We start from the raw sequence: 25,846 nt of genomic DNA, 5'->3' as shown, positions 1-25,846 counted from the left end.
TCCCGGGTTAATGTCTTATCCCTGCTGCTCCAGCGCATACTTATACAGCGCATTCTTTTTCACGCCGTGAATTTCGGCGGCCAACGCAGCGGCCTTTTTCAACGGCAGTTCCGCCTGTAATAATGCCAACGTGCGTAGCGCATCGGCGGGAAGATCGTCGTCCTGCGCCTTATGCCCTTCGACAATCAGGACCATCTCACCTTTGCGACGGTTTTCGTCCTCTTTAACCCACGCAAGCAATTCACCCACCGGCGCGCCGTGAATCGTTTCCCAGGTTTTTGTCAGCTCACGGGCCAGTACCACATAGCGGGACTCCCCCCACACGGTGACCATATCTTCCAGGCTGTCTAATAAACGGTGGGTGGATTCATAGAAAATCAGCGTACGCGGTTCTGCTTCGATAGCTTTCATCGCATCGCGACGCCCTTTGGATTTTGCTGGCAGAAATCCTTCGTAGCAAAAACGGTCCGACGGCAGTCCGGCCGCACTTAAGGCCGCAATCGCGGCGCACGGCCCCGGTAAAGGCACCACGCGGATCCCTGCTTCGCGGCAGGTACGCACCAGGTGGTAGCCAGGATCATTGATGAGCGGTGTTCCCGCATCGGAAACCAGCGCAATGTTCTGCCCTTCTTTGAGTTTCGCCACCAGCGTTTCGGCCTTTTGCTGCTCGTTATGGTCATGCAGCGCAAACAGGCGAGCGTTAATCGCAAAGTGTTGTAACAATAAACCCGTGTGGCGAGTATCTTCAGCAGCAATTAAATCAACGGCTTGCAAAACTTCGAGCGCTCGTTGGGTAATATCAGCCAAATTCCCGATAGGAGTAGGTACAATAAAGAGCTGGCCTTGAGAATTATCCGCCGATTCGTGTTGTTTCATTGTGTCGTCCGTATTGCCGATTTAATATTGAGCATTGCGTAAAAAATATCACTGGATACAGTATGGTACCCTCAACATTTTGTCGTTTGAAAGCCGCGCGCTGTCTGCCTGTTATCCTGGCAGCCTTGATGTTCGCCGGTTGTGGCACCCAGGCGCCCGATCAGAGTGCAGCCCATATGCAGGGCACTGCACAGGCTGATTCCGGCTTTTATCTGCAACAGATGCAGCAAAGTTCAGATGATAGCAAGACCAACTGGCAATTACTCGCCATTCGTGCACTGCTGAAGGAAGGTAAAAGTCAGCAGGCGGTCGAATTGTTTAACCAGTTGCCGCAAAATCTGAACGATAATCAACGCCGTGAACAGTCTCTGCTGGCGGTGGAAATCAAGCTGGCACAAAAAGATGTGGCTGGCGCGCAGGCGTTGCTGGATAAGCTGACCCCTGCTGATTTCGATCAAAATCAACAGGCGCGTTACTGGCAGGCGCAAATTGATGCCAGCCAGGGACAGCCTTCCCTCTCTTTGCTGCGTGCCTTAATCGCTCAGGAGCCGTTACTGGCCGCTAAAGACAAGCAGAAGAATATCGATGCTACCTGGCAAGCGCTTTCGTCCATGACGCAGGAGCAAGCTCAGGCGCTGGTCATCAACGCGGATGAAAATGTCCTGCAAGGATGGCTGGATCTGCAGCGTGTCTGGTTTGATAACCGTAACGATCCGAACATGATGAAGGCTGGCATTGTTGACTGGCAAAAACGCTACCCGCAAAACCCGGGGGCGAAAATGTTGCCAACACAGCTGACTAACGTTCAGAGTTTTAAACCCGCCTCCACCAGTAAAATCGCCCTTCTGCTGCCGTTGAATGGCCAGGCTGCCGTCTTTGGTCGCACTATCCAGAAAGGCTTTGAAGCGGCAAAAAATATGGGGACTCAGCCGGTAGCCTCGCAACCGACAGCAACACCCGCCCCCGCAGCGGAACCTGTCGTAGCAGAGAGTCAACCGCAAGTCACCGACGGTGTTGCCAGCCCTTCTCAGGCCTCCGTCAGCGACCTGACGAACGAACAACAGACGCAACCCGACGCGCCGGTTAGCGCGGTGCAAGCCGCACCTGCTCAACCGGTAACGGCAAGCACCCCAGCGAACCCTTCGGCGGAACTGAAAGTCTATGACACCAGTTCCCAACCACTGAGCCAGGTTCTGGCCCAGGTTCAGCAAGATGGCGCCAGCATTGTTGTCGGTCCGCTGTTGAAAAATAACGTCGAAGAGCTGATGAAGAGCAACACGCCGCTGAATGTGCTGGCGCTGAATCAGCCAGAAGCGGTACAGAACCACGCCAATATTTGTTACTTTGCCCTTTCGCCGGAAGATGAAGCTCGCGATGCGGCACGCCACATTCGCGAACAGGGGAAACAAGCGCCCCTGTTGCTGGTTCCGCGTAGCGGGCTGGGCGATCGCGTGACAAACGCGTTTGCTCAGGAGTGGCAGAAATTGGGCGGCAGTACCGTGTTGCAGCAGAAGTTTGGCTCAACCGCTGAGCTGCGAATGGGCGTCAACGGCGGTGCAGGTATCGCGCTGAGCGGAAGCCCTGTCACCACCGGATCCGCGTCACAACCTGGCGTTACGATTGGCGATCTGACGATTCCAGCCCCGCCGACAGACGCGCAAATCACAGGCAGCGGTGGTCGAGTGGATGCAGTCTATATTCTGGCAACACCTGAAGAAATCGCCTTTATTAAGCCGATGATCGCCATGCGTAACGGTAGCCAGAGCGGTGCGACACTGTACGCCAGCTCACGCAGCGCGCAAGGGACCGCAGGCCCAGACTTCCGTCTGGAAATGGAAGGTCTGCAATACAGTGAAATCCCCATGCTGGCGGGCAATAATGCCCCGTTGATGCAGCAAGCGCTCAGCGCTGTGGGTAATGACTACTCTCTCGCCCGTATGTATGCCATGGGCGTTGACGCCTGGTCTCTGGCGAACAATTTCTCGCAAATGCGCCAGATGCTAGGTTTTGAGCTTAACGGAAATACCGGCACATTAACTGCCACGTCGGATTGTGTGATTAACAGGAAGTTATCATGGCTCAAATACCAGCAAGGACAGGTTGTTCCCGCCAGTTAACGCATAAACAGACCGGAGACGCGTGGGAAGCCGCCGCGCGTCGATGGCTGGAGCGCAAAGGACTGCATTTTATTGCCGCCAACGTGCATGAGCGCGGTGGCGAAATCGATCTGATCATGCGTGAAGGCAATACCACGGTTTTTGTTGAAGTCCGATACCGTCGCTCCGCCTTGTTCGGTGGAGCGGCAGCCAGTGTGACCCGGAGCAAACAACACAAATTATTACAGACCGCCCGCGTGTGGCTCGCGCGCCATAACGGAAGTTTTGATACTGTGGATTGCCGGTTCGATGTGTTAGCCTTCACCGGAAATGATGTTGAGTGGATTCAGGATGCGTTTAACGATCGCTCGTAATTGAAGATTTAAGGATTAGCGTGCTAGAAAGAATCAAAGTTTGCTTTACAGAAAGCATTCAAACTCAAATTGCTGCGGCAGAAGCGCTCCCGGATGCTATCTCCCGTGCCGCCATGACGCTGGTTCACTCCCTGCTCAATGGCAACAAAATTCTCTGTTGTGGTAATGGTACCTCCGCTGCCAACGCACAGCATTTTGCTGCCAACATGATCAACCGTTTTGAAACAGAACGGCCCAGTTTACCTGCCATTGCACTTAATACCGATAATGTGGTCTTAACAGCGATTGCTAACGATCGTCTGCATGATGAAATCTATGCCAAACAGGTCCGCGCGCTGGGACACGCGGGAGATGTCCTGTTGGCAATTTCAACGCGTGGCAATAGCCGCGATATCGTAAAAGCCGTAGAAGCTGCCGTCACTCGTGACATGACTATTGTGGCGCTAACCGGTTATGACGGGGGCGAACTGGCCGGATTGTTAGGGCCGCAGGATGTTGAGATTCGTATCCCTTCACACCATAGCGCGCGCATTCAGGAAATGCATATGCTGACGGTAAACTGCTTGTGCGATCTGATCGATAACACGCTTTTCCCTCACCAGGATGATTAAGGAGTACACATGAAGGCACTTTCGCCGCTCGCAGTCCTTATTTCTGCGTTGCTGTTGCAAGGTTGCGTCGCTGCTGCCGTTGTCGGTACTGCAGCCGTTGGCACAAAAGCCGTCACTGACCCACGTAGCGTAGGGACCCAGGTAGACGACAGTACCCTGGAGTTACGCGTGAGCAGTGCGCTGTCTAAAGACGCACAAATCAAGAAAGAAGCACGCATCAACGTAACAGCGTATCAGGGTAAAGTTCTGCTCGTCGGCCAGACGCCGAATGCTGAGCTTTCCTCACGAGCAAAACAAATTGCGATGGGTGTGGAAGGAACGACTGAGGTGTTTAACGAAGTCCGCCAGGGTCAGCCCATTAGCCTGAGTGAAGCTTCTAACGACACCTGGATTACGACGAAAGTACGCTCCCAGTTGCTCACCAGCGACCAGGTAAAATCGTCTAACGTGAAAGTGACCACCGAAAATGGAGAAGTCTTCCTGATGGGTCTGGTGACTGACCGCGAAGCAAAAGCGGCGGCGGATATGGCCAGTCGCGTCAGCGGTGTGAAACGCGTCACTACCGCCTTTACTTTTATTAAGTAGCCGTCATCCATTGCCCGGTGACGCTTCACCGGGCATGTTCACGACACCTTCCACGCCGCTCTTTCACGAAGCTGTGAAGAGCTCAGAATAGTCACCCCTTCATGGTCCGGTGACAGGGCTTGTGCCAGCATCACGCTTGCCACATCACGCGCTTCAATCGATTTCCAGTTCCCTGGCAGCAGCCGAAACAACGGTGCAAAGATCGTTTCATTCATGCGTTGCTTCGATCTCTCGCCGAGCAGCATGGACGGACGCACAATGGTTAATCTTGGCCAGTTTTGCGCCATCAGCGCCTCTTCCATCTCGCCCTTTACCCGATTGTAGAAAAAAGGCGAATGGGCATTGGCCCCTATCGCGCTCACCACCAACATATGTTGCGCCCCCAGACGTTTCCCCGTCAGAGCGGTGTCCACCACCAGCGTATAGTCTGCATGGATAAACGCTTCTTTACTTCCCGCCTCGCGCCGGGTCGTTCCCAGACAGCAAAAGACGATATCAATCGGATCGGTGACCTGCGCCAGCGCATCGGTGAGTTGTGGGTCGTGCGGGTTATAGATACCTGGCGTATCCGGGAGAGGACGACGTGTAGGCGCGGCGATTGAATGGATCTTCGGTTCGTTCAGCAACATTCGCAGTAGATGGCCGCCCACCAGCCCTGTCGCTCCCGTGATTAACACCTGGCTCATCGCATCTCCTGGTTTCTGGCATCAATACGCCTTCTAACTATAGAACACCGGCTTGCTCACGTAACCAGTGCATTTTTTTGCCAAAACCCATTGTGTTGTCGGTGAACTTGATTTCATCCAGGCGAATTTCCCAAACCGGTGCAGGCAGTACTCTGGCAACGGGGAAGCGGCGGTTGTAGAGCCTGCGCGCGGAGTCACTTTCCTCACCGTCAAGACGCCGGATTTCCCCTTTAAATTGTACGCCACGGATCAGGGCGACGGTTTTAGGCTGACCATTCACCGTCCCGGCGACGGGTGCTTGTGGTCCGGACATCCGGGCGTGGCGGGTTTTCTCTTCCGTCAGCACATAAAATGCCATCTTCTGAGCATCAAACAGGTAAAAGGCATTGGCGCACCACAGTTCGCCTTCATGGTGTACACACCAGGTCACAACGTGTTGTTTCGCCAACCAGCGCGATATAGCAGTCAGTGTTTCCATCTCTGTTCTCTCTTATACTGAGCGCCTGAACATTAACATATGATCATTCAATGACACCCTGGTATCTTTATCTCATCCGCACCGCAGACAACGCTCTCTACACCGGGATCACCACCGATGTGGATCGCCGTTACCGACAGCATCAAAGTGGAAAAGGGGCGAAAGCGTTACGGGGGAAAGGGGAATTAACGCTAGTTTTTGCGAAACAGGTCGGCGATCGCTCTCTCGCTCTGCGCATGGAATATCGGGTCAAGCAGCTGACAAAGCCCCAGAAAGAGCGTCTGGTGGCGAAAGGGGAAGGGTTTGAGGCGTTGTTAGCCAGCCTGCAAACCCCATCGCTTAAAAACGATTGAAATGGTCGTGGTATTCCACCAGACCGGTGACGCCGTTTAGCGCGTCTTCTGCCAGTCGGTGCACCTGGAAGGCGCTTTCTGTTCCCGGCCAGCGGCAATGCAGATCGTAATGCGCGGCCAGTTCGAAGCCGAAGCGGCTGTATAATGCCGCATCGCCTAATGTAACGACGGCGGCATAGCCGAACTCATTAAGCGAATCCAGTCCTTCGTAGACCAGTTGACGGGCCAGCCCTTGTCCACGGTAGTTTTCATCCACCGCCAACGGCGCCATCCCTACCCATTGCAGATCCTCGCCCTGCACATCGACAGGACTGAATGCAACGTAACCAATCACTTGACCTTCATCGTCAGTGGCAACCAGGCCCAGCGTCAGAAAACCATCTTCACGCAGGTCATGGACCAGTTTCGCTTCCGCATCGCTTTCGAACGAGCGGCGTAACAGGGCATCAATACCAGGGGCATCAATGGGAATTTCTACTCGAATCAGCATGGTTCACCTACCGATGTCTGTTTGGTTTCCGGCGAGTGTTTCATGCCCGCCTCAACAAAATCTGCCAGTTGCATCAGCATAACGCGTAACGCTTTTGGCATCTGCTCCAGTTCGATTGCATCCATCAGGTTTTTCACATACAGCCCTAACTCGGTATCACCTTCGATCACCAGGCGGCGCTGAAAGAAAAGCGTATCCGGATCCTGTTTACGTGCCGCGATCATCAACAAATCACTGGCGTCGGCACTAAAACTCACGTCGGCCTCGGCATTCTGGCTAACGATAAGTTTGCCATTCTCAACAGAGGTATACCATCTGAGATCAATATCACGAACATGAATACTTAACCAACGGCCTTCGAGGAACTCCAGCTCCCCATCTGCCAGCGCCTGGCGGAATTGCCAGCTCAGGACCTGTTCCAGAACCTGGCGCTTTAACGCAAAGGGCGTCAGTTTAACCGGTACACTCATCAGAGAAGGACCAACATGTACTAAGCGTGAACGCAGTTTTTCCAACACGAGCTTTACTCCCTGTTTCATTAATCCTGCTATTTTGCCATATCAGATAAACAACGTAGCGGCGTAAATCAACAATTACGTGTGAAATTGCTACCCCGTTATTGGTGTTACCAATACGACTTTAACTGCCTTAAATCAAAAATTGTCGCAGCAAGGTTAACTAAAATCCCTGTTCGTTAACAATTATGCGTCCCAGGCGGCGCAACCTTCAGGATAAATTATGGAGCTGCTCTGCCCTGCCGGAAATCTCCCGGCGCTTAAGGCGGCCATTGAGAACGGCGCTGATGCCGTTTATATCGGGCTGAAAGATGACACCAACGCCCGCCACTTCGCCGGCCTTAACTTTACCGAGAAAAAATTGCAGGAAGCGGTGAGTTTTGTCCATCAACATCGCCGTAAGCTGCACATCGCGATTAACACGTTTGCACACCCGGACGGTTACGCCCGCTGGCAGCGCGCTGTGGATATGGCGGCACAACTCGGTGCGGATGCGCTGATTCTGGCCGACCTTGCCATGCTTGAGTATGCCGCAGAACGTTACCCCCATATTGAGCGCCATGTCTCTGTTCAGGCATCTGCGACCAATGAGGAAGCGGTGAACTTTTATCATCGCAATTTCGACGTCGCACGTGTTGTACTCCCACGCGTACTGTCGATTCATCAGGTCAAACAGCTTGCGCGCTCAACGCCCGTACCACTGGAAGTGTTTGCTTTCGGCAGCCTGTGCATCATGGCGGAAGGTCGTTGCTATCTCTCTTCTTATTTGACAGGAGAGTCGCCCAATACGGTAGGCGCGTGTTCCCCTGCCCGATTTGTACGCTGGCAGCAAACACCGCAGGGCCTGGAATCCCGCCTGAATGAAGTGCTGATTGACCGCTATCAGGACGGTGAGAATGCCGGTTACCCAACACTGTGCAAAGGCCGCTATCTGGTGGATGGCGAGCGCTATCATGCGCTGGAAGAACCGACCAGTCTCAACACGTTAGAGTTGTTGCCGGAACTGCTGGCCGCCAATATCGCCTCCGTGAAAATCGAAGGCCGCCAGCGTAGCCCAGCCTACGTTAGCCAGGTGGCGAAAGTGTGGCGTCAGGCGATCGATCGCTGTAAAGCTGACCCACAAAACTTTGTCCCGCAACGCGCCTGGATGGAAACACTCGGTTCGATGTCCGAAGGCACGCAAACAACGCTTGGCGCATATCACCGTAAATGGCAGTGAGAAAAGCAATGAAATATTCATTAGGGCCGGTGCTGTACTACTGGCCGAAAGAGACACTGGAAGCGTTTTACCAGCAAGCCGTCACCAGCAATGCCGACGTGATTTATCTCGGTGAGGCGGTCTGTAGTAAGCGCCGCGCAACCAAAGTCGGTGACTGGCTGGATATGGCGAAATCGCTCGCCGGAAGCGGCAAGCAGATTGTGCTTTCAACGCTGGCGCTGGTTCAGGCATCGTCTGAACTGGGCGAACTGAAACGTTATGTTGAAAATGGCGACTTCCTGCTGGAAGCCAGCGATCTCGGTGTCGTGAACATGTGCGCTGAGCGCAAACTGCCGTTTGTCGCCGGGCATGCGCTCAACTGCTACAACGCCGTGACGCTGCGCTTGCTGCTCAAACAGGGAATGGTGCGTTGGTGTATGCCAGTAGAGCTTTCACGCGACTGGCTGGTGAATCTGCTTAACCAGTGTGATGAACTGGGCATTCGTCAGCAGTTTGAAGTGGAAGTGTTGAGCTACGGTCATCTGCCACTGGCCTATTCAGCCCGCTGCTTTACCGCCCGTTCGGAAGACCGCCCGAAGGATGAGTGTGAAACCTGCTGTATCCACTATCCGAATGGTCGCAATGTGCTGTCTCAGGAGAATCAGCAGGTGTTCGTGTTGAACGGGATTCAGACGATGAGTGGGTACGTCTACAACCTTGGCAATGAACTGAACTCCATGCAAGGGTTGGTCGATATCGTACGCTTGTCGCCGCTGGGCGCAGAGACGCTCTCCATGCTCGACGCCTTCCGTGCCAACGAAAATGGTTTATCGCCGCTGCCTCTGACGGCTAACAGCGACTGCAACGGTTACTGGAAGCGTCTCGCCGGTCTGGAGTTACAGGCGTAAAAAAGCTCACTTTGTTAACAACGATAATCAAATTTTAATGCAGTATTAAATGATTCACCGTCGACAAAGTGAGCCGTTATGACAGACAACACTATTCCCTTTTCGGTGCTGGACCTGGCACCGATCCCCGAAGGCTCCTGCGCCAAAGAAGCTTTCTCGCACTCACTGGATCTCGCCCGGCTGGCAGAAAAGCGTGGCTATCATCGCTACTGGCTGGCAGAACATCACAACATGACCGGTATTGCCAGTGCGGCAACGTCGGTGCTGATTGGCTATCTGGCGGCGAATACGGCCACCCTGCACCTGGGATCCGGCGGCGTCATGTTGCCAAACCATTCCCCGCTGGTGATTGCCGAGCAGTTCGGTACGCTGAACACGCTTTATCCGGGGCGTATCGACTTAGGATTAGGTCGCGCGCCGGGCAGCGATCAGCCGACAATGCGCGCGCTGCGTCGTCATATGAGCAGCGATATCGATAACTTCCCGCGCGACGTGACCGAACTGGTCGACTGGTTCGACGCCCGCGATCCTAATCCGCAAGTACGCCCGGTCCCCGGTTACGGCGAAAAAATCCCGGTGTGGCTGCTCGGCTCCAGCCTGTATGGTGCTCAGTTGGCCGCACAACTCGGTCTGCCGTTTGCGTTTGCCTCTCATTTCGCGCCAGATATGCTGTTCCAGGCGCTGCATCTCTACCGCACCCAGTTTAAGCCGTCTGAACGCCTTAAGAAGCCCTATGCCATGGTGTGCATCAACATTATCGCCGCCGACAGCAACCGGGATGCCGAATTCTTGTTTACCTCGATGCAGCAGGCGTTCGTAAAATTACGCCGTGGCGAGACAGGGCAACTGCCGCCGCCGGTAGAGAATATGCATCAGTTATGGTCTGCGTCTGAGCAGTATGGTGTGCAGCAGGCGCTGAGCATGTCGTTGGTGGGGGATAAAGCGAAAGTGCGTCACAGTCTGGAATCCATCCTGCGTGAAACCCAGGCGGATGAGATCATGGTCAACGGGCAGATCTTCGATCACCAGGCACGGCTGCACTCGTTTGGGCTGGCGATGGATGTGAAAGAGGAACTGTTGGGGTAACTTTTGCCCGGTGGCGGCTACGCCTTACCGGGCCTACGAGATCTGTAGGCCGGATAAGGCGTAGCCGCCATCCGGCAAACGGTTTTACTGATACACTGGCAACAGATTAAAGCTCGACAGAATATGCACCAGCGCGTTACCGACACCAAATACCAGAATCAGCGCAATCATCGGCTTGCCACCCCAGACGCGGAACTTCGGGCTGCCAAAGCGCTTACGTGACGCACGTGCCAGCAGTGCCGGTACAATTGCCGCCCAGATGGTCGCCGCCAGTCCTGCATAGCCGATAGCGTACAGGAAACCGTTCGGCCACAGCAGGCCACCAATAATTGGCGGAACAAAGGTCAGCAATGCCGTTTTAAAGCGGCCCGATGCAGAATCATCAAAACCAAATAGATCCGCCAGATAGTCAAACAGTCCCAGAGTGACGCCGAGGAAAGAGCTCGCGACCGCAAAGTTAGAGAACACCACCAGCAGCAGATCCAGGCTACGGCTATTCAGTACGCCGCTAAGCGCCTGCACCAACACATCAATATTGCCGCCCTTCTGTGCGATGCCGATAAATTCCGGGCGTGGAATATTGCCCATCGTCCCCAGCAACCAAACGGCGTACAACACCAGCGCCAGTAGCGTTCCGTAGACCAGGCACTTAACGATAGTACGCGGATCTTTGCCGTAATACTTCATCAGGCTCGGTACATTACCGTGATAACCAAACGAGGCCAGACAGAACGGCAGGGTCATCAACAGATAAGGCGTATACGATGCGTGGCTTTCAGTCACGTTAAACAGGGTTGTTGGCGTCACGTGCCCCAACAGACTCCCGAAGGTCAGGAAGAATGTAATGACCTTCGCGCCCAGCACGATCGCCGTCATCCGGCTGACAGCTTTGGTACTCATCCACACCACAAACGCCACCAACAGCGCAAACGCCAAACCTGCCGCCCGCGCCGGAACGTTCAATGACATTTCGGCAAAGGTGTGGTGCAGAATCGAACCACTCGCAGAGATGTAGGCATAGGTCAGGATGTACAGCACAAAGGCGATGGAAATGCCGTTGACCACGTTCCAGCTTTTACCCAGCAGGTCTTTGGTGATGGTGTCAAAGCTCGAACCAATCCGGTAGTTGAGGTTAGCTTCCAGGATCATCAGCCCCGAGTGCAGCATACAAAACCAGGTAAAGATCAGCGCCGCCATTGACCAAAAGAACCAGCTACCCGCCATCACCACCGGCAGGGAAAACATCCCTGCGCCAATAATGGTACCGCCAATAATCACGACGCCGCCAAGCAGCGAAGGGGACGTTTGGGTGGTGGTTAGTGTTGCCATTCAGCCATCTCTCCAGTGAATAATATTGCAACTGCATTTTATTGTGTTGCACTGTACCAGTACATGAGTACAAAGGAAATAAAAAAAGCCCCGATGATAAATATCGGGGCTGTATATTTTACTTTACAGTACGGGTGCGTTGATCAGCGTAAATTACGCGTCACCACCGAAACGACGACGACCAGTGGAATCATCGCGACGCGGCGCACGGCCTTCACGACGCTCACCGCTGAAACGACGACCGTCACCACGGCCACCTTCACGGCGCTCACCGCTGAAACCACGACCGCCTTCGCTACGACCGCCTTCACGACGCTCGCCGCTGAAACGACCACCGCCGCCACCACGACGCTCGCCACCGGTATGCGGAACTGCATCGCCAACCAGTTGCATGTTCATCGGCTTGTTCAGGATGCGGGTACGGGTAAAGTGCTGCAGCACGTCGCCCGGCATACCTTTCGGCAGTTCGATGGTTGAGTGGGAAGCAAACAGCTTGATGTTACCGATGTAACGGCTGCTGATGTCACCTTCGTTAGCGATCGCGCCAACGATATGACGTACTTCAACACCGTCATCACGGCCTACTTCAATGCGGTACAGTTGCATGTCGCCAACGTCACGACGTTCACGACGCGGACGGTCTTCACCACCACGTTCTGGACGGTCGCCACGCGGACCACGATCGTTACGATCGCCACGCGGAGCACGTTCATCACGGTCACGGAACTCACGCTTAGGACGCATTGGCGCGTCTGCCGGAACGATCAAAGTACGTTCGCCCTGTGCCATTTTCAGCAGTGCCGCAGCCAGGGTTTCAAGATCCAGCTCTTCACCTTCTACCGTCGGCTGGATTTTAGCCAGCAGCGCGCGGTATTGATCCAGATCGCTGCTTTCCAGCTGCTGCTGAACTTTAGCGGCGAATTTCTCCAGACGGCGTTTGCCCAGCAGGTCTGCGTTAGGCAGTTCCACTTCCGGAATGGTCAGTTTCATGGTGCGTTCGATGTTACGCAGCAGACGACGCTCACGGTTCTCAACGAACAGCAGAGCACGACCAGCACGACCCGCACGACCGGTACGACCGATACGGTGAACGTAAGACTCGGAGTCCATCGGGATGTCGTAGTTCACAACGAGGCTGATACGCTCAACGTCCAGACCACGTGCCGCAACGTCAGTTGCAATCAGGATATCCAGACGACCGTCTTTCAGACGCTCCAGAGTCTGCTCACGCAGCGCCTGGTTCATGTCGCCGTTCAGCGCTGCGCTGTTATAACCGCTACGCTCCAGCGCTTCAGCCACTTCCAGGGTCGCATTTTTGGTACGAACGAAGATAATCGCCGCATCAAAATCTTCTGCTTCCAGGAAACGCACCAGCGCTTCATTTTTACGCATACCCCAGACAGTCCAGTAGCTCTGGCTGATGTCCGGGCGAGTGGTAACGCTGGACTGGATACGCACTTCCTGCGGCTCTTTCATAAAGCGGCGGGTAATACGACGAATCGCTTCCGGCATGGTGGCAGAGAACAGAGCGGTCTGATGACCTTCCGGGATCTGCGCCATAATGGTTTCAACGTCTTCGATGAAGCCCATACGCAGCATTTCATCGGCTTCGTCCAGCACCAGACCACTCAGTTTAGAGAGATCCAGCGTACCGCGCTTCAGGTGATCCAGCAGACGACCCGGCGTACCGACAACGATCTGCGGCCCCTGACGCAGGGCACGTAATTGCACGTCATAACGCTGGCCGCCGTACAGGGCAACCACGTTCACGCCGCGCATGTGTTTAGAGAAATCCGTCATGGCTTCAGCAACCTGAACCGCCAGTTCGCGGGTCGGTGCCAGCACCAGGATTTGAGGTGCTTTCAGCTCAGGATCAAGATTGTTGAGCAGCGGTAAAGAGAACGCTGCAGTTTTGCCGCTACCCGTCTGGGCCATACCCAGAACATCGCGGCCGCCCAGCAGATGCGGAATGCACTCTGCCTGGATTGGAGATGGTTTTTCGTAACCCAGATCGGTAAGGGCTTCAAGGATAGGAGCCTTCAGGCCCAGATCTGCAAAAGTGGTTTCGAATTCAGCCATGTAGTACGTGTGCCTCAAAATTAATGGCGGCCAGTCTACATAACTCATCATGAAATTGATCTGCAATTTTCATTGAAAAGTGTGAACCGGCTCAAAGTAGGTGTATTAACGAACAACAACGCCCTCACCCGCGAAGGTGATGGCAATCAAAAAAGATTACGGGCTGATGTGTACGTCAGCTATTGCTGGTCCGATTCTGCCAGGTCATCTTGGTCCTGGCCCAGGAGCGATAATTCCAACAATGCGTATCGGTGCTCAACAAAGTTATGAACGTTGTTAGCCACCGCCAGTTTGAACAATGCCGTAGCGTTGTCCAAATCCCCCAGACTTAGGTAGTACTTACCTAAATAGAAGTTGGTTTCACTGAGATGCTCAGCGAGCGAGGTGTTATCCGTTGCGTCTGCCTTGAGCCTTTCCATCAACGTTGCTTCGCTAATGTTGCCCAGGTAGAACTCGACAATGTTCCATCCCCATTGCTCTTTATCCGATTTCTCGAAACGTTGCTTTAACGCTTCTTTAGCCTGCTTCTCATCGAGCTTCTGCTCAGCGAGATAAAGCCACAGACTGCGGAAAGGATCATTGGGATCGTCTTGATAAAACGCCAGCAGATCATCTTGCGCTAACTTGTCGCGGCCGCCGTAATACAATGCGATACCACGATTTAAGTGCGCGTAGTTGTAAGTTGGATCAAGCTCAAGTACAGAATCAAACGCTTCATAGGCAGCATCAAAATTGCCTGCCTGCGTTAAATAAATGCCTAAGTAATTGAATACTTCAGGCATATCTGGTCGGATTGCCAGCGCTTGTGAAAAATCATTTCGCGCTAATGCCCTCAGACCGAGACTATCATACAACACTCCGCGCTCATATAAAAGCTGTGCGCGTTCGTCATCGGTTAAAGCCCGACTGGCAAGAATTTGTTCCATGCGTGCCAGAATCACTTCCTGCTGCAAAGTCGGTTGCAATGGCACTGCGAGGACTTCACTCTTACGCCAGGCAGAGTTGCTGCATCCTGCCAGCGTGAGTGCTGTCGCAACGAAACACCAGCGCAAAAAAGGCTTCATTTCCCACTCCCGAAGACAACGATTGAATGAACGTCCTGTTCCCCGGTTGCTAACAAGGCGTCCTGCCGGGTCAGAGGCCCTCCGCAATGGCGGAGGGCAAATGGCAACCTTACTCGCCCTGTTCTGCTGCCGGTGCTTCCGGCGCAGCAGCTGGCTGAGACTGCTCAGTTGCTTCTTTAATGCTCAGACGTACACGGCCCTGGCGATCAACTTCCAGAACTTTCACCGGTACTTCCTGACCCATCTGCAGGTAATCAGTCACTTTCTCTACACGCTTGTCAGCGATCTGAGAAATGTGAACCAGACCTTCTTTACCGCCACCGATGGCAACGAATGCGCCAAAGTCAACGATACGGGTTACTTTACCAGTGTAGATGCGACCCACTTCAATTTCTGCCGTAATTTCTTCGATGCGACGGATAGCATATTTTGCTTTCTCACCGTCGGTCGCCGCAATCTTAACAGTACCGTCATCTTCGATTTCGATAGTGGTGCCAGTTTCTTCGGTCAGGGCACGGATAACAGAACCGCCTTTACCGATAACGTCTTTGATCTTATCCGGGCTGATCTTAATGGTATGGATACGCGGAGCGAACTGAGAAATATCGCCGCGCGGCGCGTTGATCGCCTGTTCCATCACACCCAGGATGTGCAGACGCGCACCTTTAGCCTGGTTCAGAGCAACCTGCATGATCTCTTTGGTGATACCTTCGATTTTGATATCCATCTGCAGTGCAGAGATACCATCGCGGGAACCCGCTACTTTGAAGTCCATGTCGCCCAGGTGATCTTCGTCACCCAGAATGTCAGACAGAACAACAAAGTTATCGCCTTCTTTCACCAGACCCATTGCGATACCCGCAACAGCTGCTTTGATCGGCACACCTGCGTCCATCAGCGCCAGAGAAGCACCACACACGGAGGCCATAGAAGAAGAGCCATTGGATTCAGTGATTTCAGATACTACGCGAACGGTGTACGGGAACTTCTCGATATCCGGCATAACCGCCAACACGCCACGCTTCGCCAGACGACCGTGACCGATTTCACGACGTTTCGGAGAACCGACCATACCCGTTTCACCTACGCAGTACGGAGGGAAGTTGTAGTGGAACAGGAAAGTGTCAGTACGCTCGCCCATCAGTTCATCGAGGTTCTGAGCATCACGCGTTGTACCCAGCGTAGCAGTAACCAGCGCCTGAGTTTCACCACGGGTGAACAGTGCGGAACCGTGGGTACGCGGCAGAACGCCAGTGCGCACATCCAGGCCACGGATCATGTCTTTTTCACGACCGTCGATACGCGGTTCGCCAGCCAGTACGCGGCTACGAACAACGTTTTTCTCGATTGCGTGCAGGATTTCACCCAGTTCGTTAGCGTCCAGGGTTTCGTCTTCTGCAACCAGCGTCGCGATCACTTCAGATTTGATCACATCAACCTGAGCATAACGTTCCTGCTTGTCAGTGATGCGGTAAGCATCGCTCAGGCGGGATTCGGCCAGGGCTGCAACGCGCGCATTCAGTGCGTCGTTTACCGCTTCCGGCTGCCAGTCCCAACGCGGTTTACCCGCTTCTTTAACCAGATCGTTGATAGCCTGAATAACAGTCTGCTGCTGCTCGTGACCGAAGACAACGGCACCCAGCATGACGTCTTCGCTCAGCAATTCAGCTTCAGATTCAACCATCAATACAGCAGCTTCAGTACCGGCAACCACCAGATCCAGCTTGCTCTCTTTCAGCTCGTCCTGAGTCGGGTTCAGTACATACTGGTCATTGATGTAACCAACACGTGCAGAGCCGATTGGGCCGTTGAACGGGATACCAGACAGAGACAGCGCTGCGGAAGCACCGATCATTGCCACGATATCCGGGTTAACCTGCGGGTTTACGGACACAACGGTCGCGATAACCTGAACTTCGTTAACGAAGCCTTCCGGGAACAGCGGGCGAACCGGGCGGTCAATCAGACGCGCAATCAGGGTTTCGCCTTCGCTTGGACGGCCTTCACGACGGAAGAAGCTGCCCGGGATACGACCAGCAGCGTAGGTACGCTCCTGATAGTTAACGGTCAGCGGGAAAAAGTCCTGGCCTGGCTTCGCTTTCTTCTGACCTACAACGGTAACGAATACCGCAGTGTCATCCATGCTAACCATCACAGCGGCAGTTGCCTGACGCGCCATCATGCCGGTTTCCAGCGTTACGGTATGTTGGCCGTACTGGAATTTACGAACGATCGGATTAAGCAAAATTCTATCCTTTCTCTAATTTTTGATAGCACCACCGGCGCCATCGTTAATACCCGATCTTCAGCGCATCCTCGCGACTAATGACAATCCTAACCCGTCTTCGGGTCAAGCCTCTCATTAGCCGCGCGAACCTCTGCAACAGAAGATCATACTTAGCAACAATACATTAGTTTCCAGTGAATTGCTGCCATCAGCTTGAAAAAAGGGGCCATGAAGGCCCCCTCTTTCTGAAACTCGCAAGAATTAGCGACGCAGACCCAGACGCTCGATCAGCGCGGTGTAGCGTGCAACATCTTTACGTTTCAGGTAGTCGAGCAGTTTACGACGCTGAGAAACCATACGCAGCAGACCACGACGGCTGTGGTGATCTTTTTTGTGCTCTGCAAAGTGACCCTGCAGGTGGTTAATCTGTGCAGTCAGCAGAGCAACCTGAACTTCGGTAGAACCGCTGTCGTTAGTACCACGACCAAACTCAGAAACGATTTTAGCTTTAGCTTCAACGCTTAGAGACATGATGAACTCCAAAAATAATAAAAAATGAAAGGGTGCCAATCTCTAATTCAGCAACCCCAGGTAAACACCGCATGAACTGTTAAAAAATTTACGCGGTGTTAAGCGGCAGTATTCTACTCGCAGCGCCTTGTTATCGCAAGACTGAGCAGAGTTACGCCGGATACTCCACGACCAGACGACGAGGCGCTACACGGCCTTCATCATCCATTTCGCCCATTCCAATAAACTTACCGTCATCGCCTTCCGTCACGCGAACCAACCCTTCCAGCGGCGCGCCTGTCGTACGAACCGGATTACCATTTTTAAAGTAAACCGACGAGGTTAAAGGAAGATTAACGATGGGGTAGTCCGAAGCCGGACTGTCCATGGGCATCAGTAGCGGATCAAGCAACTGGGCTGCTGGGATCCCCTGCTGCTCGGCCTGCTCGATGAGATCGCGTAAATGCTCCAGGGTGACCATCCGATCAACCGGGTATTTACTGACAGCCAGACGGCGCAGGAAAGTCACGTGCGCGCCGCATCCCAGCTTCTCACCCAGATCATCAATAATGGTCCGAATATAGGTGCCTTTAGAACAGTGAACTTCCAGTTCCAGTTCGTTACCTTCGTGACGAATAAAGAGCAGTTCATAGACGGTAATCGGTCTGGCTTCCCGCGGAACCTCAATACCCTGGCGCGCATATTCGTACAGCTTTTTACCCTGGTATTTCAGCGCCGAATACATCGACGGTATCTGCTCGATATCACCTCTGAACGTTTCCAGCGCAGTCGCCAGTTGTTCCGGGGTAAACGTCACGGGACGTTCCTGTACGATTTGACCGTCTGCATCCGAGGTGTCGGTCCGCTGTCCCAGCCGGGCAATAACGCGATAACGCTTATCCGAATCAAGCAGATACTGGGAAAACTTCGTCGCTTCACCGAGACAAATCGGCAGCATACCCGTCGCCAGCGGATCCAATGCTCCGGTATGACCGGCGCGATTGGCGTTGTAAAGACGTTTTACTTTTTGCAGCACGTCATTGCTGGACATGCCCTGCGGTTTGTCCAGCAACAGAACACCGTGAATGTCGCGACCACGACGACGAGGACGACTCATTAGTCCTCCTTGCTGTCGTCCGGGTTCACACGACGTTCTTCGTCATGCTTCACCACGTTAGTCACCAGGTTTGACATACGCATCCCTTCTACCAACGAGTTATCGTAGAAGAAAGTCAGTTCCGGCACGATACGTAAACGCATCGCTTTCCCCAACAGGCTGCGGATAAAGCCAGAAGCTTCCTGCAACGCTTTGATGCCCGCGTTTACTGCGGCTTCATCTTTGTCGTTCAGGAAGGTGACAAACACTTTGGCATAGGCCAGATCACGCGACATTTCAACACCGGAAACCGTGGTCATCATGCCCAGACGAGGATCTTTAATTTCGCGCTGCAGGATGATAGCAATCTCTTTTTGCATCTCCTGAGCGACGCGCTGTGGGCGACCAAATTCTTTCGCCATAACAAATTCTCCAGAAAAAAGACAAAAAAGGGGCCAAAAGCCCCTTTTTAAAATGAGTTCCAGGTGGTTCGGGCTGTTCACCGTAGGCCTGATAAGCGTAGCGCCATCAGGCATCACATTACCGGATGTGGCGTAAATGCCCTATCCGGCCTACAACCCAGAAAACCTTAAGCAATCGTACGTTGGATCTCGATGATCTCGAACACTTCGATCATATCGCCAACGCGAACGTCGTTGTAGTTCTTAACACCGATACCACATTCCATGCCGTTACGGACTTCGTTAACGTCATCTTTGAAGCGGCGCAGGGATTCCAGCTCACCTTCATAGATAACCACGTTGTCACGCAGTACGCGGATTGGGTTGTGACGTTTAATCGTACCTTCGGTAACCATACAGCCCGCGATCGCACCAAATTTCGGTGATTTAAACACATCACGAACTTCAGCCAGACCGATGATCTGCTGTTTCAGTTCCGGAGACAGCATGCCGCTCATCGCCGCTTTCACTTCGTCGATCAGGTTATAGATGACGGAGTAGTAGCGCAGATCCAGGCTTTCGGATTCAATCACTTTACGTGCAGAGGCATCAGCACGAACGTTGAAGCCGACCAGAATCGCGTTGGATGCCGCAGCCAGGGTTGCGTCGGTTTCGGTGATACCACCTACGCCAGAACCGATGATCTTCACTTTAACTTCGTCAGTAGACAGTTTCAGCAAGGAGTCGGAGATCGCTTCCACAGAACCCTGAACGTCAGCTTTCAGAACGACGTTCACTTCGTGAACTTCGCCTTCGGTCATGTTAGCGAACATGTTCTCGAGTTTGGATTTCTGCTGACGAGCCAGTTTAACTTCACGGAATTTGCCCTGACGGTACAGTGCAACTTCACGGGCTTTCTTCTCGTCACGAACCACGGTAACTTCGTCACCCGCAGCCGGAACACCGGACAGACCCAGGATTTCGACCGGAATAGACGGACCCGCTTCCAGCACTTCCTGACCCAGTTCGTTACGCATTGCACGAACACGGCCATATTCGAAGCCACACAGCACGATATCACCCTTGTTCAGGGTACCTTCACGCACCAGGACGGTAGCCACTGGGCCACGACCTTTGTCCAGGAAGGATTCAATTACCGCACCGCTCGCCATACCTTTACGAATCGCTTTCAGCTCCAGAACTTCAGCCTGCAGCAGGATAGCGTTCAGCAGGTCATCAATACCGGTACCCGCTTTCGCAGAAACTGGGATGAACTGGGATTCGCCGCCCCACTCTTCCGGCATAACACCGTACTGAGACAGTTCGTTCTTAACACGATCCATATCGGCTTCTGGCTTATCGATTTTGTTCACTGCAACAACCATCGGTACCTGCGCTGCTTTCGCATGCTGGATAGCTTCGATAGTCTGCGGCATCACGCCGTCATCTGCTGCAACAACCAGAACAACGATATCCGTTGCCTGCGCACCACGAGCACGCATGGAGGTGAACGCGGCGTGGCCCGGGGTATCCAGGAAGGTGATCATACCGTTGTCGGTTTCAACGTGGTACGCACCGATGTGCTGGGTAATGCCGCCCGCTTCGCCAGAAGCCACTTTCGTTGAACGAATGTAGTCCAGCAGAGAGGTTTTACCGTGGTCAACGTGACCCATGATGGTCACAACTGGTGCACGCGGTTCAGCCGCTGCGCCAGTGTCACGGTCGCTCATTACCGCTTCTTCCAGCTCGTTTTCACGACGCAGGATAACTTTGTGGCCCATCTCTTCGGCAACCAGCTGTGCGGTTTCCTGATCGATGACCTGGTTAATGGTGGCCATTGCGCCCAGTTTCATCATCGCTTTGATAACCTGAGAGCCTTTAACCGCCATCTTGTTAGCTAAGTCGCCAACGGTGATGGTTTCGCCAATCACAACGTCACGGTTAACCGCCTGAGCTGGCTTCTGGAAGCCCTGCTGCAGAGAAGAACCTTTACGCTGCTTGCCGCCTTTACCGCCACGAACCGCTGCACGCGCTTCTTCACGGTCAGCTTTCGATTCAGCGTGTTTGTTGCCTTTTTTAGCCGGACGTGCCGCTTTCGTGGTGCGAGTACGGCCGCGACCGCCTTCGACTTCACGATCGTTTTCGTCTTCAGCCTGACGTGCGTGCTGAGAAGTGGTGACGTGATAATCGCTCTTATCTTCTTCCACTTTCTCTTGTTCAGCCCAAACACCGGCATTTTCTTCAGCCATACGGCGAGCTTCTTCAGCCACTCGGCGAGCTTCTTCTTCAAGCTTACGGCGTGCTTCTTCTTCCGCTTTGCGCTTCAGTTCAGCGGCTTCATTTTCACGGCGGGCTTTTTCTGCCTGGGCGGTTTTGGTCATATCGTCGGTCTGTTGATTGCTCACTTTGTCTTTTTCCGCAGCTTCACGTTTCGCTTTTTCAGCGGCTTCACGTTTAGCTTGTTCTGCGGCCTCACGTTCAGCTTTTTGTTGCGCCTCGCGTTTGGCTGTTTCTTCAGCTTCACGACGGGCTTGCTCTTCCGCTTCACGCTGCGCCTGCTCTTCCGCGGCAAGGCGTTCAGCCTCTTGCGGATCGCGTTTTACAAAGGTGCGTGTCTTGCGGACTTCGATTTGTACCGATTTGCTTTTTCCACCGGTACCTGGAATATTGAGAGTACTGCGCGTTTTGCGCTGCAATGTCAACTTATCTGGGGTAGAACCGTTTTCACGGTTCAGATGCGCCAGTAAGGTCTGTTTCTCTTGTGCGGACACAGAGTCATCAGCAGACTTCGGGATACCTGCATCAGCAAATTGCTGTACCAGGCGATCCACGGAGGTCTGTATCTCTGCAGCCAGCGTTTTTACGGTTACATCTGTCATACTGTTCCTTCCTGCTACAGTTTATTACGCTTCGTCGCCGAACCAGCAAATATTACGGGCAGCCATAATCAGCTCACCGGCTTTTTCGTCGGTCAACCCTTCGATATCAGCCAGATCATCAATGCCCTGTTCAGCGAGATCTTCCAGCGTACAAACACCACGGGCAGCCAGTTTGAACGCCATTTCGCGATCTAATCCTTCCAGATTCAGCAGATCGTCAGCCGGTTTGTTATCACCGAGGCTTTCTTCCTGGGCCAGTGCCAGAGTGGTCAGTGCGTTTTTAGCACGCTCGCGCAGCGTTTCAACGGTCTGCTCATCGAGGCCGTCAATTGCCAGCAGTTCTTTCATTGGCACATAAGCCAATTCTTCCAGCGTAGCAAAACCTTCTTCCACCAGAACAGTCGCGAAATCTTCATCGATATCGAGATATTTGGTGAAGGTATCAATGGCTGCATGCGCTTCAGCCTGATGCTTAGCCTGCAGGTCATCAACGGTCATCACGTTGAGCTCCCAACCGCTCAGTTGTGAAGCCAGGCGGACGTTCTGACCGTTACGTCCAATCGCCTGTGCCAAATTACCGGCTTCAACCGCGATATCCATAGTGTGTTTATCTTCATCCACCACGATAGAAGCGACGTCTGCTGGCGCCATTGCGTTGATCACAAACTGTGCCGGATTATCATCCCACAGGACGATATCGATACGCTCACCGCCCAGTTCGGTAGAAACCGCCTGAACACGCGCACCGCGCATACCCACACAAGCACCGACCGGATCGATACGCTTATCGTTGGTTTTCACGGCGATTTTCGCACGAGAACCTGGATCGCGAGCAGCCGCTTTAATTTCAATCACTTCTTCGCCAATTTCTGGCACTTCAATGCGGAACAGTTCAATCAGCATTTCCGGTTTGGAACGCGTCACAAACAGTTGCGCACCGCGCGCTTCTGGGCGCACGGAGTACAAAACACCACGAATACGGTCACCCGGACGGAAGTTTTCACGCGGCAGCATGTCTTCACGCTGGATCACGGCTTCAGCATTGCTGCCCAGATCCAGAGAAATGTTGTCACGATTTACTTTCTTCACAACACCAGTGACGATCTCGCCTTCGTGTTCACGGAACTGATCAACAACCATCGCACGTTCGGCTTCACGTACTTTCTGCACGATAACCTGTTTTGCCGTCTGGGTAGTGATACGGTCAAAAGTGACAGATTCAATTTGATCTTCAACGTAACCGCCCACGTTCAGACTTTCGTCTTCATAACGTGCCGCTTCCAGCGTAATTTCTTTCGTCGGCTGAGTGACTTCTTCCACAATAACCCAACGGCGGAAGGTATCGAAATCACCGCTTTTACGATCGATCTCTACGCGAACGTCAATCTCTTGCTCATATTTTTTCTTTGTAGCTGTAGCCAGCGCACTTTCCAGCGCTTCAAAAATTTTCTCGCGTGGCAGCGCTTTTTCGTTGGAGACGGCTTCAACAACGGCCAAAATTTCTTTGTTCATCGCGGGCTTTTCACCTCAATCCAGACTGTTAAAAGTGGGGAACCAGGTTCGCCTTCTGGATATTACTCAGCGCGAACACTTCATCTTTACCTTCGACTGTGACAGTGATCATTTCACCGTCCACCGCTTTGATAACGCCCTGCCATTTACGACGGTTTTGTACCGCCATACGAAGCACCAGTGCAACTTCTTCACCCAGGAAACGTACGTAGTGTTCGGCAGTGAACATTGGACGGTCGAGGCCCGGAGAAGAAACTTCCAGGTTGTAGGCCACGGTAATCGGATCTTCGACGTCCATTACCGCACTGACCTGGTGGCTCACATCAGCACAATCATCAACATTGATGCCATCTTCACTATCAATATAGATGCGCAGTGTGGATGTGCGACCGCGAATAAATTCGATGCCGACCAGCTCGTAACCTAAGGCTTCAACTGGCGCTGTAATCATCTCTGTTAATTTTTGCTCTAATGTGGACAAGCCCACCCCCAAGACATAAAAAAAGGGCCTAAAGCCCAGTTATTCTGTAGTCAGATAACAAAAAACCCCGATAAATCGGGGCTTTAGATAACTGAACCCTATAACCGCAACTGCGGTCTGGAGAACCTTCCGAAAGAATTTTTTTCAAATCCAGCTACGAAGGCCATAGTCTTCACAGTATATTTGAAAAAGAACTCTAAGGGAAAGTGGTTGCGGGGGCCGGATTTGAACCGACGACCTTCGGGTTATGAGCCCGACGAGCTACCAGGCTGCTCCACCCCGCGCCTGAAACGTGGCAAATTTTACTCGCTTTGGGTAAAAAATGCAAATACTGCTGGGATTTGGTACCGAGGACGGGACGTAAAATCTGCGCACATTATAGTGATCCAGAGCGCATTATGTCAACCAGGTTAATAATATGCACATTAATGAATAGCCGTGTTCTCCCCGTAGTGTCGAAGCCAGATCAACGCAGAGATACAATCTGAGGCATTTATTAACGAAATTATCACGAAGCTCTTCCTGTCACCCGTAAAAGATGATTAAATGAAAACTCATTTATTTTGCATAAAAATTCACTGAGAACAGAAAACCGATCTCTTCATCAGTCAATCAAGCAGGATTTTATTTTATGACGACGATTCTCAAGCATCTCCCGGCAGGTCAACGTATTGGTATCGCTTTTTCCGGTGGTCTGGACACCAGTGCTGCGCTGCTGTGGATGCGACAAAAAGGGGCTGTCCCATATGCATATACTGCAAATTTGGGTCAACCGGATGAGGATGACTACGACGCCATTCCTCGCCGTGCAATGGAGTATGGCGCAGAGAACGCTCGCCTGGTTGATTGCCGTAAACAATTAGTTGCGGAAGGGATTGCTGCCATCCAGTGCGGTGCATTCCATAACACCACCGGCGGGCTCACCTATTTCAACACGACGCCATTAGGTCGCGCCGTGACCGGCACCATGCTGGTTGCCGCCATGAAAGAAGATGGCGTCAACATTTGGGGCGACGGCAGCACCTATAAAGGCAACGACATTGAGCGTTTCTATCGTTATGGTTTGCTGACCAATGCCGAACTGCAGATCTACAAACCGTGGCTGGATACCGATTTCATTGATGAACTGGGCGGTCGCCACGAGATGTCTGAGTTTATGATTGCCTGCGGTTTCGACTACAAAATGTCCGTTGAGAAAGCCTACTCCACCGACTCCAACATGCTGGGCGCAACTCACGAAGCGAAAGACCTGGAATTCCTTAACTCCAGCGTCAAGATCGTTAACCCGATTATGGGTGTGAAGTTCTGGGATGAAAACGTGAAGATCCCGGCAGAAGAAGTGACCGTACGTTTTGAACAGGGCCATCCGGTTGCCCTGAACGGCAAAACCTTCAGCGACGACGTTGAGATGATGCTGGAAGCCAACCGTATCGGTGGTCGTCATGGTCTGGGTATGAGCGATCAAATTGAAAACCGTATTATCGAAGCAAAAAGCCGCGGCATCTATGAAGCTCCAGGAATGGCGCTGCTGCACATCGCTTACGAGCGTCTGCTGACCGGTATTCACAACGAAGACACCATTGAACAGTATCATGCACATGGCCGCCAGTTAGGTCGCCTGCTGTATCAGGGTCGCTGGTTCGACTCCCAGGCACTGATGCTGCGTGACGGTCTGCAACGTTGGGTGGCAAGCCAGATTACCGGCGAAGTGACTCTGGAACTGCGTCGCGGTAACGACTACACGATCCTGAATACCGTCTCCGACAACCTGACCTATAAGCCAGAACGTCTGACGATGGAAAAAGGCGACTCCGTGTTCTCTCCTGACGATCGTATTGGTCAGTTGACCATGCGTAATCTGGACATCACGGATACCCGCGAGAAGCTGTTCGGGTATGCGCAGTCCGGCTTACTTTCCGCCTCTTCTACGACGGGTCTGCCGCAGGTTGAGAACCTGGAAAATAAAGCGAAGTAATCGCTTTCTCGAGAGAAGATTAAAGCCGCGAAAGCGG

The 25,846-nt window shown here is 53.0% G+C and carries 25 protein-coding genes and 1 tRNA gene; 9 read left to right on the top strand and 17 right to left on the bottom strand.

Annotation, left to right across the window (positions count from 1 at the left end; translation table 11 throughout):
• Positions 1-15: 15 nt before the first annotated feature.
• Entirely contained in the window at positions 16-876 is an 861-nt protein-coding gene (rsmI, locus tag AC07UY_RS00615) for a 16S rRNA (cytidine(1402)-2'-O)-methyltransferase (RefSeq protein ID WP_494700575.1), read from the bottom strand.
• Positions 877-938: 62 nt separating this feature from the next.
• Between rsmI and AC07UY_RS00610 the strand changes: the two genes are divergently transcribed.
• The 4 genes from AC07UY_RS00610 to dolP are packed head-to-tail and all read left to right on the top strand — an operon-like array spanning position 939 to position 4,542.
• Complete coding sequence (locus AC07UY_RS00610; protein WP_494700574.1) at positions 939-2,993, top strand: penicillin-binding protein activator; 2,055 nt, start codon at positions 939-941, stop codon at positions 2,991-2,993.
• A complete protein-coding gene (locus AC07UY_RS00605; RefSeq protein WP_494700573.1) occupies positions 2,951-3,346 on the top strand; it encodes a YraN family protein in 396 nt (131 codons plus the stop codon). The genes AC07UY_RS00610 and AC07UY_RS00605 overlap by 43 nt, the downstream gene beginning before the upstream one ends.
• Before the next feature lie 20 nt (positions 3,347-3,366).
• A complete protein-coding gene (gene diaA, locus AC07UY_RS00600; protein ID WP_203359866.1) occupies positions 3,367-3,957 on the top strand; it encodes a DnaA initiator-associating protein DiaA in 591 nt (196 codons plus the stop codon).
• A 9-nt stretch (positions 3,958-3,966) separates the two neighbouring features.
• Positions 3,967-4,542 carry a division/outer membrane stress-associated lipid-binding lipoprotein gene (gene dolP / locus AC07UY_RS00595; RefSeq protein ID WP_203359865.1) on the top strand — a complete coding sequence of 192 codons (576 nt, stop codon included), beginning with the start codon at positions 3,967-3,969 and terminating at the stop codon, positions 4,540-4,542.
• Between the two features lie 38 nt (positions 4,543-4,580).
• Here the strand turns inward: dolP and AC07UY_RS00590 are convergent, their stop codons facing one another.
• Both AC07UY_RS00590 and AC07UY_RS00585 read right to left on the bottom strand, forming a co-directional pair.
• Positions 4,581-5,228 carry an NAD(P)H-binding protein gene (locus AC07UY_RS00590; protein ID WP_494700572.1) on the bottom strand — a complete coding sequence of 216 codons (648 nt, stop codon included), beginning with the start codon at positions 5,226-5,228 and terminating at the stop codon, positions 4,581-4,583.
• Between the two features lie 37 nt (positions 5,229-5,265).
• A complete protein-coding gene (locus AC07UY_RS00585; RefSeq protein ID WP_494700571.1) occupies positions 5,266-5,706 on the bottom strand; it encodes a YhbP family protein in 441 nt (146 codons plus the stop codon).
• Between the two features lie 50 nt (positions 5,707-5,756).
• Between AC07UY_RS00585 and AC07UY_RS00580 the strand changes: the two genes are divergently transcribed.
• Entirely contained in the window at positions 5,757-6,059 is a 303-nt protein-coding gene (locus AC07UY_RS00580; protein ID WP_494660900.1) for a GIY-YIG nuclease family protein, read from the top strand.
• Here AC07UY_RS00580 and AC07UY_RS00575 read toward each other — a convergent pair.
• Both AC07UY_RS00575 and ubiT read right to left on the bottom strand, forming a co-directional pair.
• On the bottom strand, positions 6,046-6,549 hold the full coding sequence (locus tag AC07UY_RS00575) for a GNAT family N-acetyltransferase (protein ID WP_203359861.1): 504 nt from the start codon (positions 6,547-6,549) through the stop codon (positions 6,046-6,048). The genes AC07UY_RS00580 and AC07UY_RS00575 overlap by 14 nt on opposite strands.
• Positions 6,543-7,067 (bottom strand): ubiquinone anaerobic biosynthesis accessory factor UbiT, encoded by a 525-nt coding sequence (gene ubiT / locus AC07UY_RS00570; RefSeq protein WP_203359860.1) that lies wholly within the window; start codon positions 7,065-7,067, stop codon positions 6,543-6,545. Before ubiT ends, AC07UY_RS00575 begins: the two co-directional genes overlap by 7 nt.
• A gap of 220 nt (positions 7,068-7,287) precedes the next feature.
• Here ubiT and ubiU point away from each other — a divergent pair, with 220 nt between their 5' ends.
• The 3 genes from ubiU to AC07UY_RS00555 all read left to right on the top strand — a co-directional run bounded on the left by ubiU (position 7,288) and on the right by AC07UY_RS00555 (position 10,256).
• Positions 7,288-8,283: a ubiquinone anaerobic biosynthesis protein UbiU gene (gene ubiU, locus AC07UY_RS00565; protein WP_203359859.1), complete on the top strand. Its 996-nt coding sequence runs from the start codon at positions 7,288-7,290 to the stop codon at positions 8,281-8,283.
• Between the two features lie 8 nt (positions 8,284-8,291).
• Positions 8,292-9,170, top strand: coding sequence for a U32 family peptidase (locus AC07UY_RS00560; RefSeq protein WP_494700570.1), 879 nt, complete (start codon positions 8,292-8,294; stop codon positions 9,168-9,170).
• A 78-nt stretch (positions 9,171-9,248) separates the two neighbouring features.
• Positions 9,249-10,256 carry a luciferase-like monooxygenase gene (locus AC07UY_RS00555; RefSeq protein ID WP_494700569.1) on the top strand — a complete coding sequence of 336 codons (1,008 nt, stop codon included), beginning with the start codon at positions 9,249-9,251 and terminating at the stop codon, positions 10,254-10,256.
• A gap of 84 nt (positions 10,257-10,340) precedes the next feature.
• Here AC07UY_RS00555 and mtr read toward each other — a convergent pair whose 3' ends face one another.
• From mtr to AC07UY_RS00495, 12 genes are all read right to left on the bottom strand, one after another.
• Entirely contained in the window at positions 10,341-11,585 is a 1,245-nt protein-coding gene (gene mtr / locus AC07UY_RS00550; protein WP_494660897.1) for a tryptophan permease, read from the bottom strand.
• Between the two features lie 153 nt (positions 11,586-11,738).
• Complete coding sequence (deaD, locus tag AC07UY_RS00545) at positions 11,739-13,664, bottom strand: ATP-dependent RNA helicase DeaD (RefSeq protein WP_203359855.1); 1,926 nt, start codon at positions 13,662-13,664, stop codon at positions 11,739-11,741.
• Positions 13,657-13,737: a protein YrbN gene (gene yrbN / locus AC07UY_RS00540; protein WP_010723222.1), complete on the bottom strand. Its 81-nt coding sequence runs from the start codon at positions 13,735-13,737 to the stop codon at positions 13,657-13,659. The genes deaD and yrbN overlap by 8 nt, the downstream gene beginning before the upstream one ends.
• Before the next feature lie 106 nt (positions 13,738-13,843).
• Positions 13,844-14,728 carry a lipoprotein NlpI gene (nlpI, locus tag AC07UY_RS00535; RefSeq protein WP_003024982.1) on the bottom strand — a complete coding sequence of 295 codons (885 nt, stop codon included), beginning with the start codon at positions 14,726-14,728 and terminating at the stop codon, positions 13,844-13,846.
• 109 nt (positions 14,729-14,837) lie between these two features.
• The gene (gene pnp / locus AC07UY_RS00530) at positions 14,838-16,973 is read right to left on the bottom strand and encodes a polyribonucleotide nucleotidyltransferase (protein ID WP_494700568.1); all 2,136 of its coding nucleotides are present in this window, start codon (positions 16,971-16,973) and stop codon (positions 14,838-14,840) included.
• Between the two features lie 243 nt (positions 16,974-17,216).
• Positions 17,217-17,486, bottom strand: coding sequence for a 30S ribosomal protein S15 (rpsO, locus tag AC07UY_RS00525; RefSeq protein WP_003861789.1), 270 nt, complete (start codon positions 17,484-17,486; stop codon positions 17,217-17,219).
• Between the two features lie 151 nt (positions 17,487-17,637).
• Positions 17,638-18,582: a tRNA pseudouridine(55) synthase TruB gene (gene truB / locus AC07UY_RS00520; protein ID WP_494660895.1), complete on the bottom strand. Its 945-nt coding sequence runs from the start codon at positions 18,580-18,582 to the stop codon at positions 17,638-17,640.
• Positions 18,582-18,983, bottom strand: coding sequence for a 30S ribosome-binding factor RbfA (gene rbfA, locus AC07UY_RS00515; RefSeq protein ID WP_203359852.1), 402 nt, complete (start codon positions 18,981-18,983; stop codon positions 18,582-18,584). Before rbfA ends, truB begins: the two co-directional genes overlap by 1 nt.
• A gap of 167 nt (positions 18,984-19,150) precedes the next feature.
• Complete coding sequence (infB, locus tag AC07UY_RS00510) at positions 19,151-21,841, bottom strand: translation initiation factor IF-2 (RefSeq protein WP_494660894.1); 2,691 nt, start codon at positions 21,839-21,841, stop codon at positions 19,151-19,153.
• 24 nt (positions 21,842-21,865) lie between these two features.
• Positions 21,866-23,353 carry a transcription termination factor NusA gene (gene nusA, locus AC07UY_RS00505; RefSeq protein ID WP_490469546.1) on the bottom strand — a complete coding sequence of 496 codons (1,488 nt, stop codon included), beginning with the start codon at positions 23,351-23,353 and terminating at the stop codon, positions 21,866-21,868.
• A 28-nt stretch (positions 23,354-23,381) separates the two neighbouring features.
• Entirely contained in the window at positions 23,382-23,834 is a 453-nt protein-coding gene (rimP, locus tag AC07UY_RS00500) for a ribosome maturation factor RimP (protein WP_203359850.1), read from the bottom strand.
• A 207-nt stretch (positions 23,835-24,041) separates the two neighbouring features.
• Positions 24,042-24,118 (bottom strand) — tRNA-Met (locus tag AC07UY_RS00495).
• A gap of 347 nt (positions 24,119-24,465) precedes the next feature.
• Here AC07UY_RS00495 and argG point away from each other — a divergent pair.
• Entirely contained in the window at positions 24,466-25,809 is a 1,344-nt protein-coding gene (argG, locus tag AC07UY_RS00490) for an argininosuccinate synthase (protein WP_494660893.1), read from the top strand.
• The last annotated feature ends 37 nt before the right edge of the window (positions 25,810-25,846 follow it).

This window comes from Citrobacter sp. GW821-FHT02E08 (genome assembly GCF_059421685.1).
Note: the sequence above shows the minus strand (reverse complement) of the source record. Positions and strands in the feature narration are given on the sequence as shown.

Excerpts from the sequence above, each read along its gene's own strand:
- rsmI (WP_494700575.1), bottom strand. The coding sequence starts at position 876 with ATGAAACAACACGAATCGGCGGATAATTCTCAAGGCCAGCTCTTTATT.
- AC07UY_RS00610 (WP_494700574.1), top strand. The coding sequence starts at position 939 with ATGGTACCCTCAACATTTTGTCGTTTGAAAGCCGCGCGCTGTCTGCCT.
- AC07UY_RS00605 (WP_494700573.1), top strand. The coding sequence starts at position 2,951 with ATGGCTCAAATACCAGCAAGGACAGGTTGTTCCCGCCAGTTAACGCAT.
- dolP (WP_203359865.1), top strand. The coding sequence starts at position 3,967 with ATGAAGGCACTTTCGCCGCTCGCAGTCCTTATTTCTGCGTTGCTGTTG.
- AC07UY_RS00590 (WP_494700572.1), bottom strand. The coding sequence starts at position 5,228 with ATGAGCCAGGTGTTAATCACGGGAGCGACAGGGCTGGTGGGCGGCCAT.
- AC07UY_RS00585 (WP_494700571.1), bottom strand. The coding sequence starts at position 5,706 with ATGGAAACACTGACTGCTATATCGCGCTGGTTGGCGAAACAACACGTT.
- AC07UY_RS00580 (WP_494660900.1), top strand. The coding sequence starts at position 5,757 with ATGACACCCTGGTATCTTTATCTCATCCGCACCGCAGACAACGCTCTC.
- AC07UY_RS00575 (WP_203359861.1), bottom strand. The coding sequence starts at position 6,549 with ATGCTGATTCGAGTAGAAATTCCCATTGATGCCCCTGGTATTGATGCC.
- ubiU (WP_203359859.1), top strand. The coding sequence starts at position 7,288 with ATGGAGCTGCTCTGCCCTGCCGGAAATCTCCCGGCGCTTAAGGCGGCC.
- AC07UY_RS00560 (WP_494700570.1), top strand. The coding sequence starts at position 8,292 with ATGAAATATTCATTAGGGCCGGTGCTGTACTACTGGCCGAAAGAGACA.
- AC07UY_RS00555 (WP_494700569.1), top strand. The coding sequence starts at position 9,249 with ATGACAGACAACACTATTCCCTTTTCGGTGCTGGACCTGGCACCGATC.
- mtr (WP_494660897.1), bottom strand. The coding sequence starts at position 11,585 with ATGGCAACACTAACCACCACCCAAACGTCCCCTTCGCTGCTTGGCGGC.
- deaD (WP_203359855.1), bottom strand. The coding sequence starts at position 13,664 with ATGGCTGAATTCGAAACCACTTTTGCAGATCTGGGCCTGAAGGCTCCT.
- yrbN (WP_010723222.1), bottom strand. The coding sequence starts at position 13,737 with ATGAAAATTGCAGATCAATTTCATGATGAGTTATGTAGACTGGCCGCC.
- nlpI (WP_003024982.1), bottom strand. The coding sequence starts at position 14,728 with ATGAAGCCTTTTTTGCGCTGGTGTTTCGTTGCGACAGCACTCACGCTG.
- rpsO (WP_003861789.1), bottom strand. The coding sequence starts at position 17,486 with ATGTCTCTAAGCGTTGAAGCTAAAGCTAAAATCGTTTCTGAGTTTGGT.
- truB (WP_494660895.1), bottom strand. The coding sequence starts at position 18,582 with ATGAGTCGTCCTCGTCGTCGTGGTCGCGACATTCACGGTGTTCTGTTG.
- rbfA (WP_203359852.1), bottom strand. The coding sequence starts at position 18,983 with ATGGCGAAAGAATTTGGTCGCCCACAGCGCGTCGCTCAGGAGATGCAA.
- infB (WP_494660894.1), bottom strand. The coding sequence starts at position 21,841 with ATGACAGATGTAACCGTAAAAACGCTGGCTGCAGAGATACAGACCTCC.
- nusA (WP_490469546.1), bottom strand. The coding sequence starts at position 23,353 with ATGAACAAAGAAATTTTGGCCGTTGTTGAAGCCGTCTCCAACGAAAAA.
- argG (WP_494660893.1), top strand. The coding sequence starts at position 24,466 with ATGACGACGATTCTCAAGCATCTCCCGGCAGGTCAACGTATTGGTATC.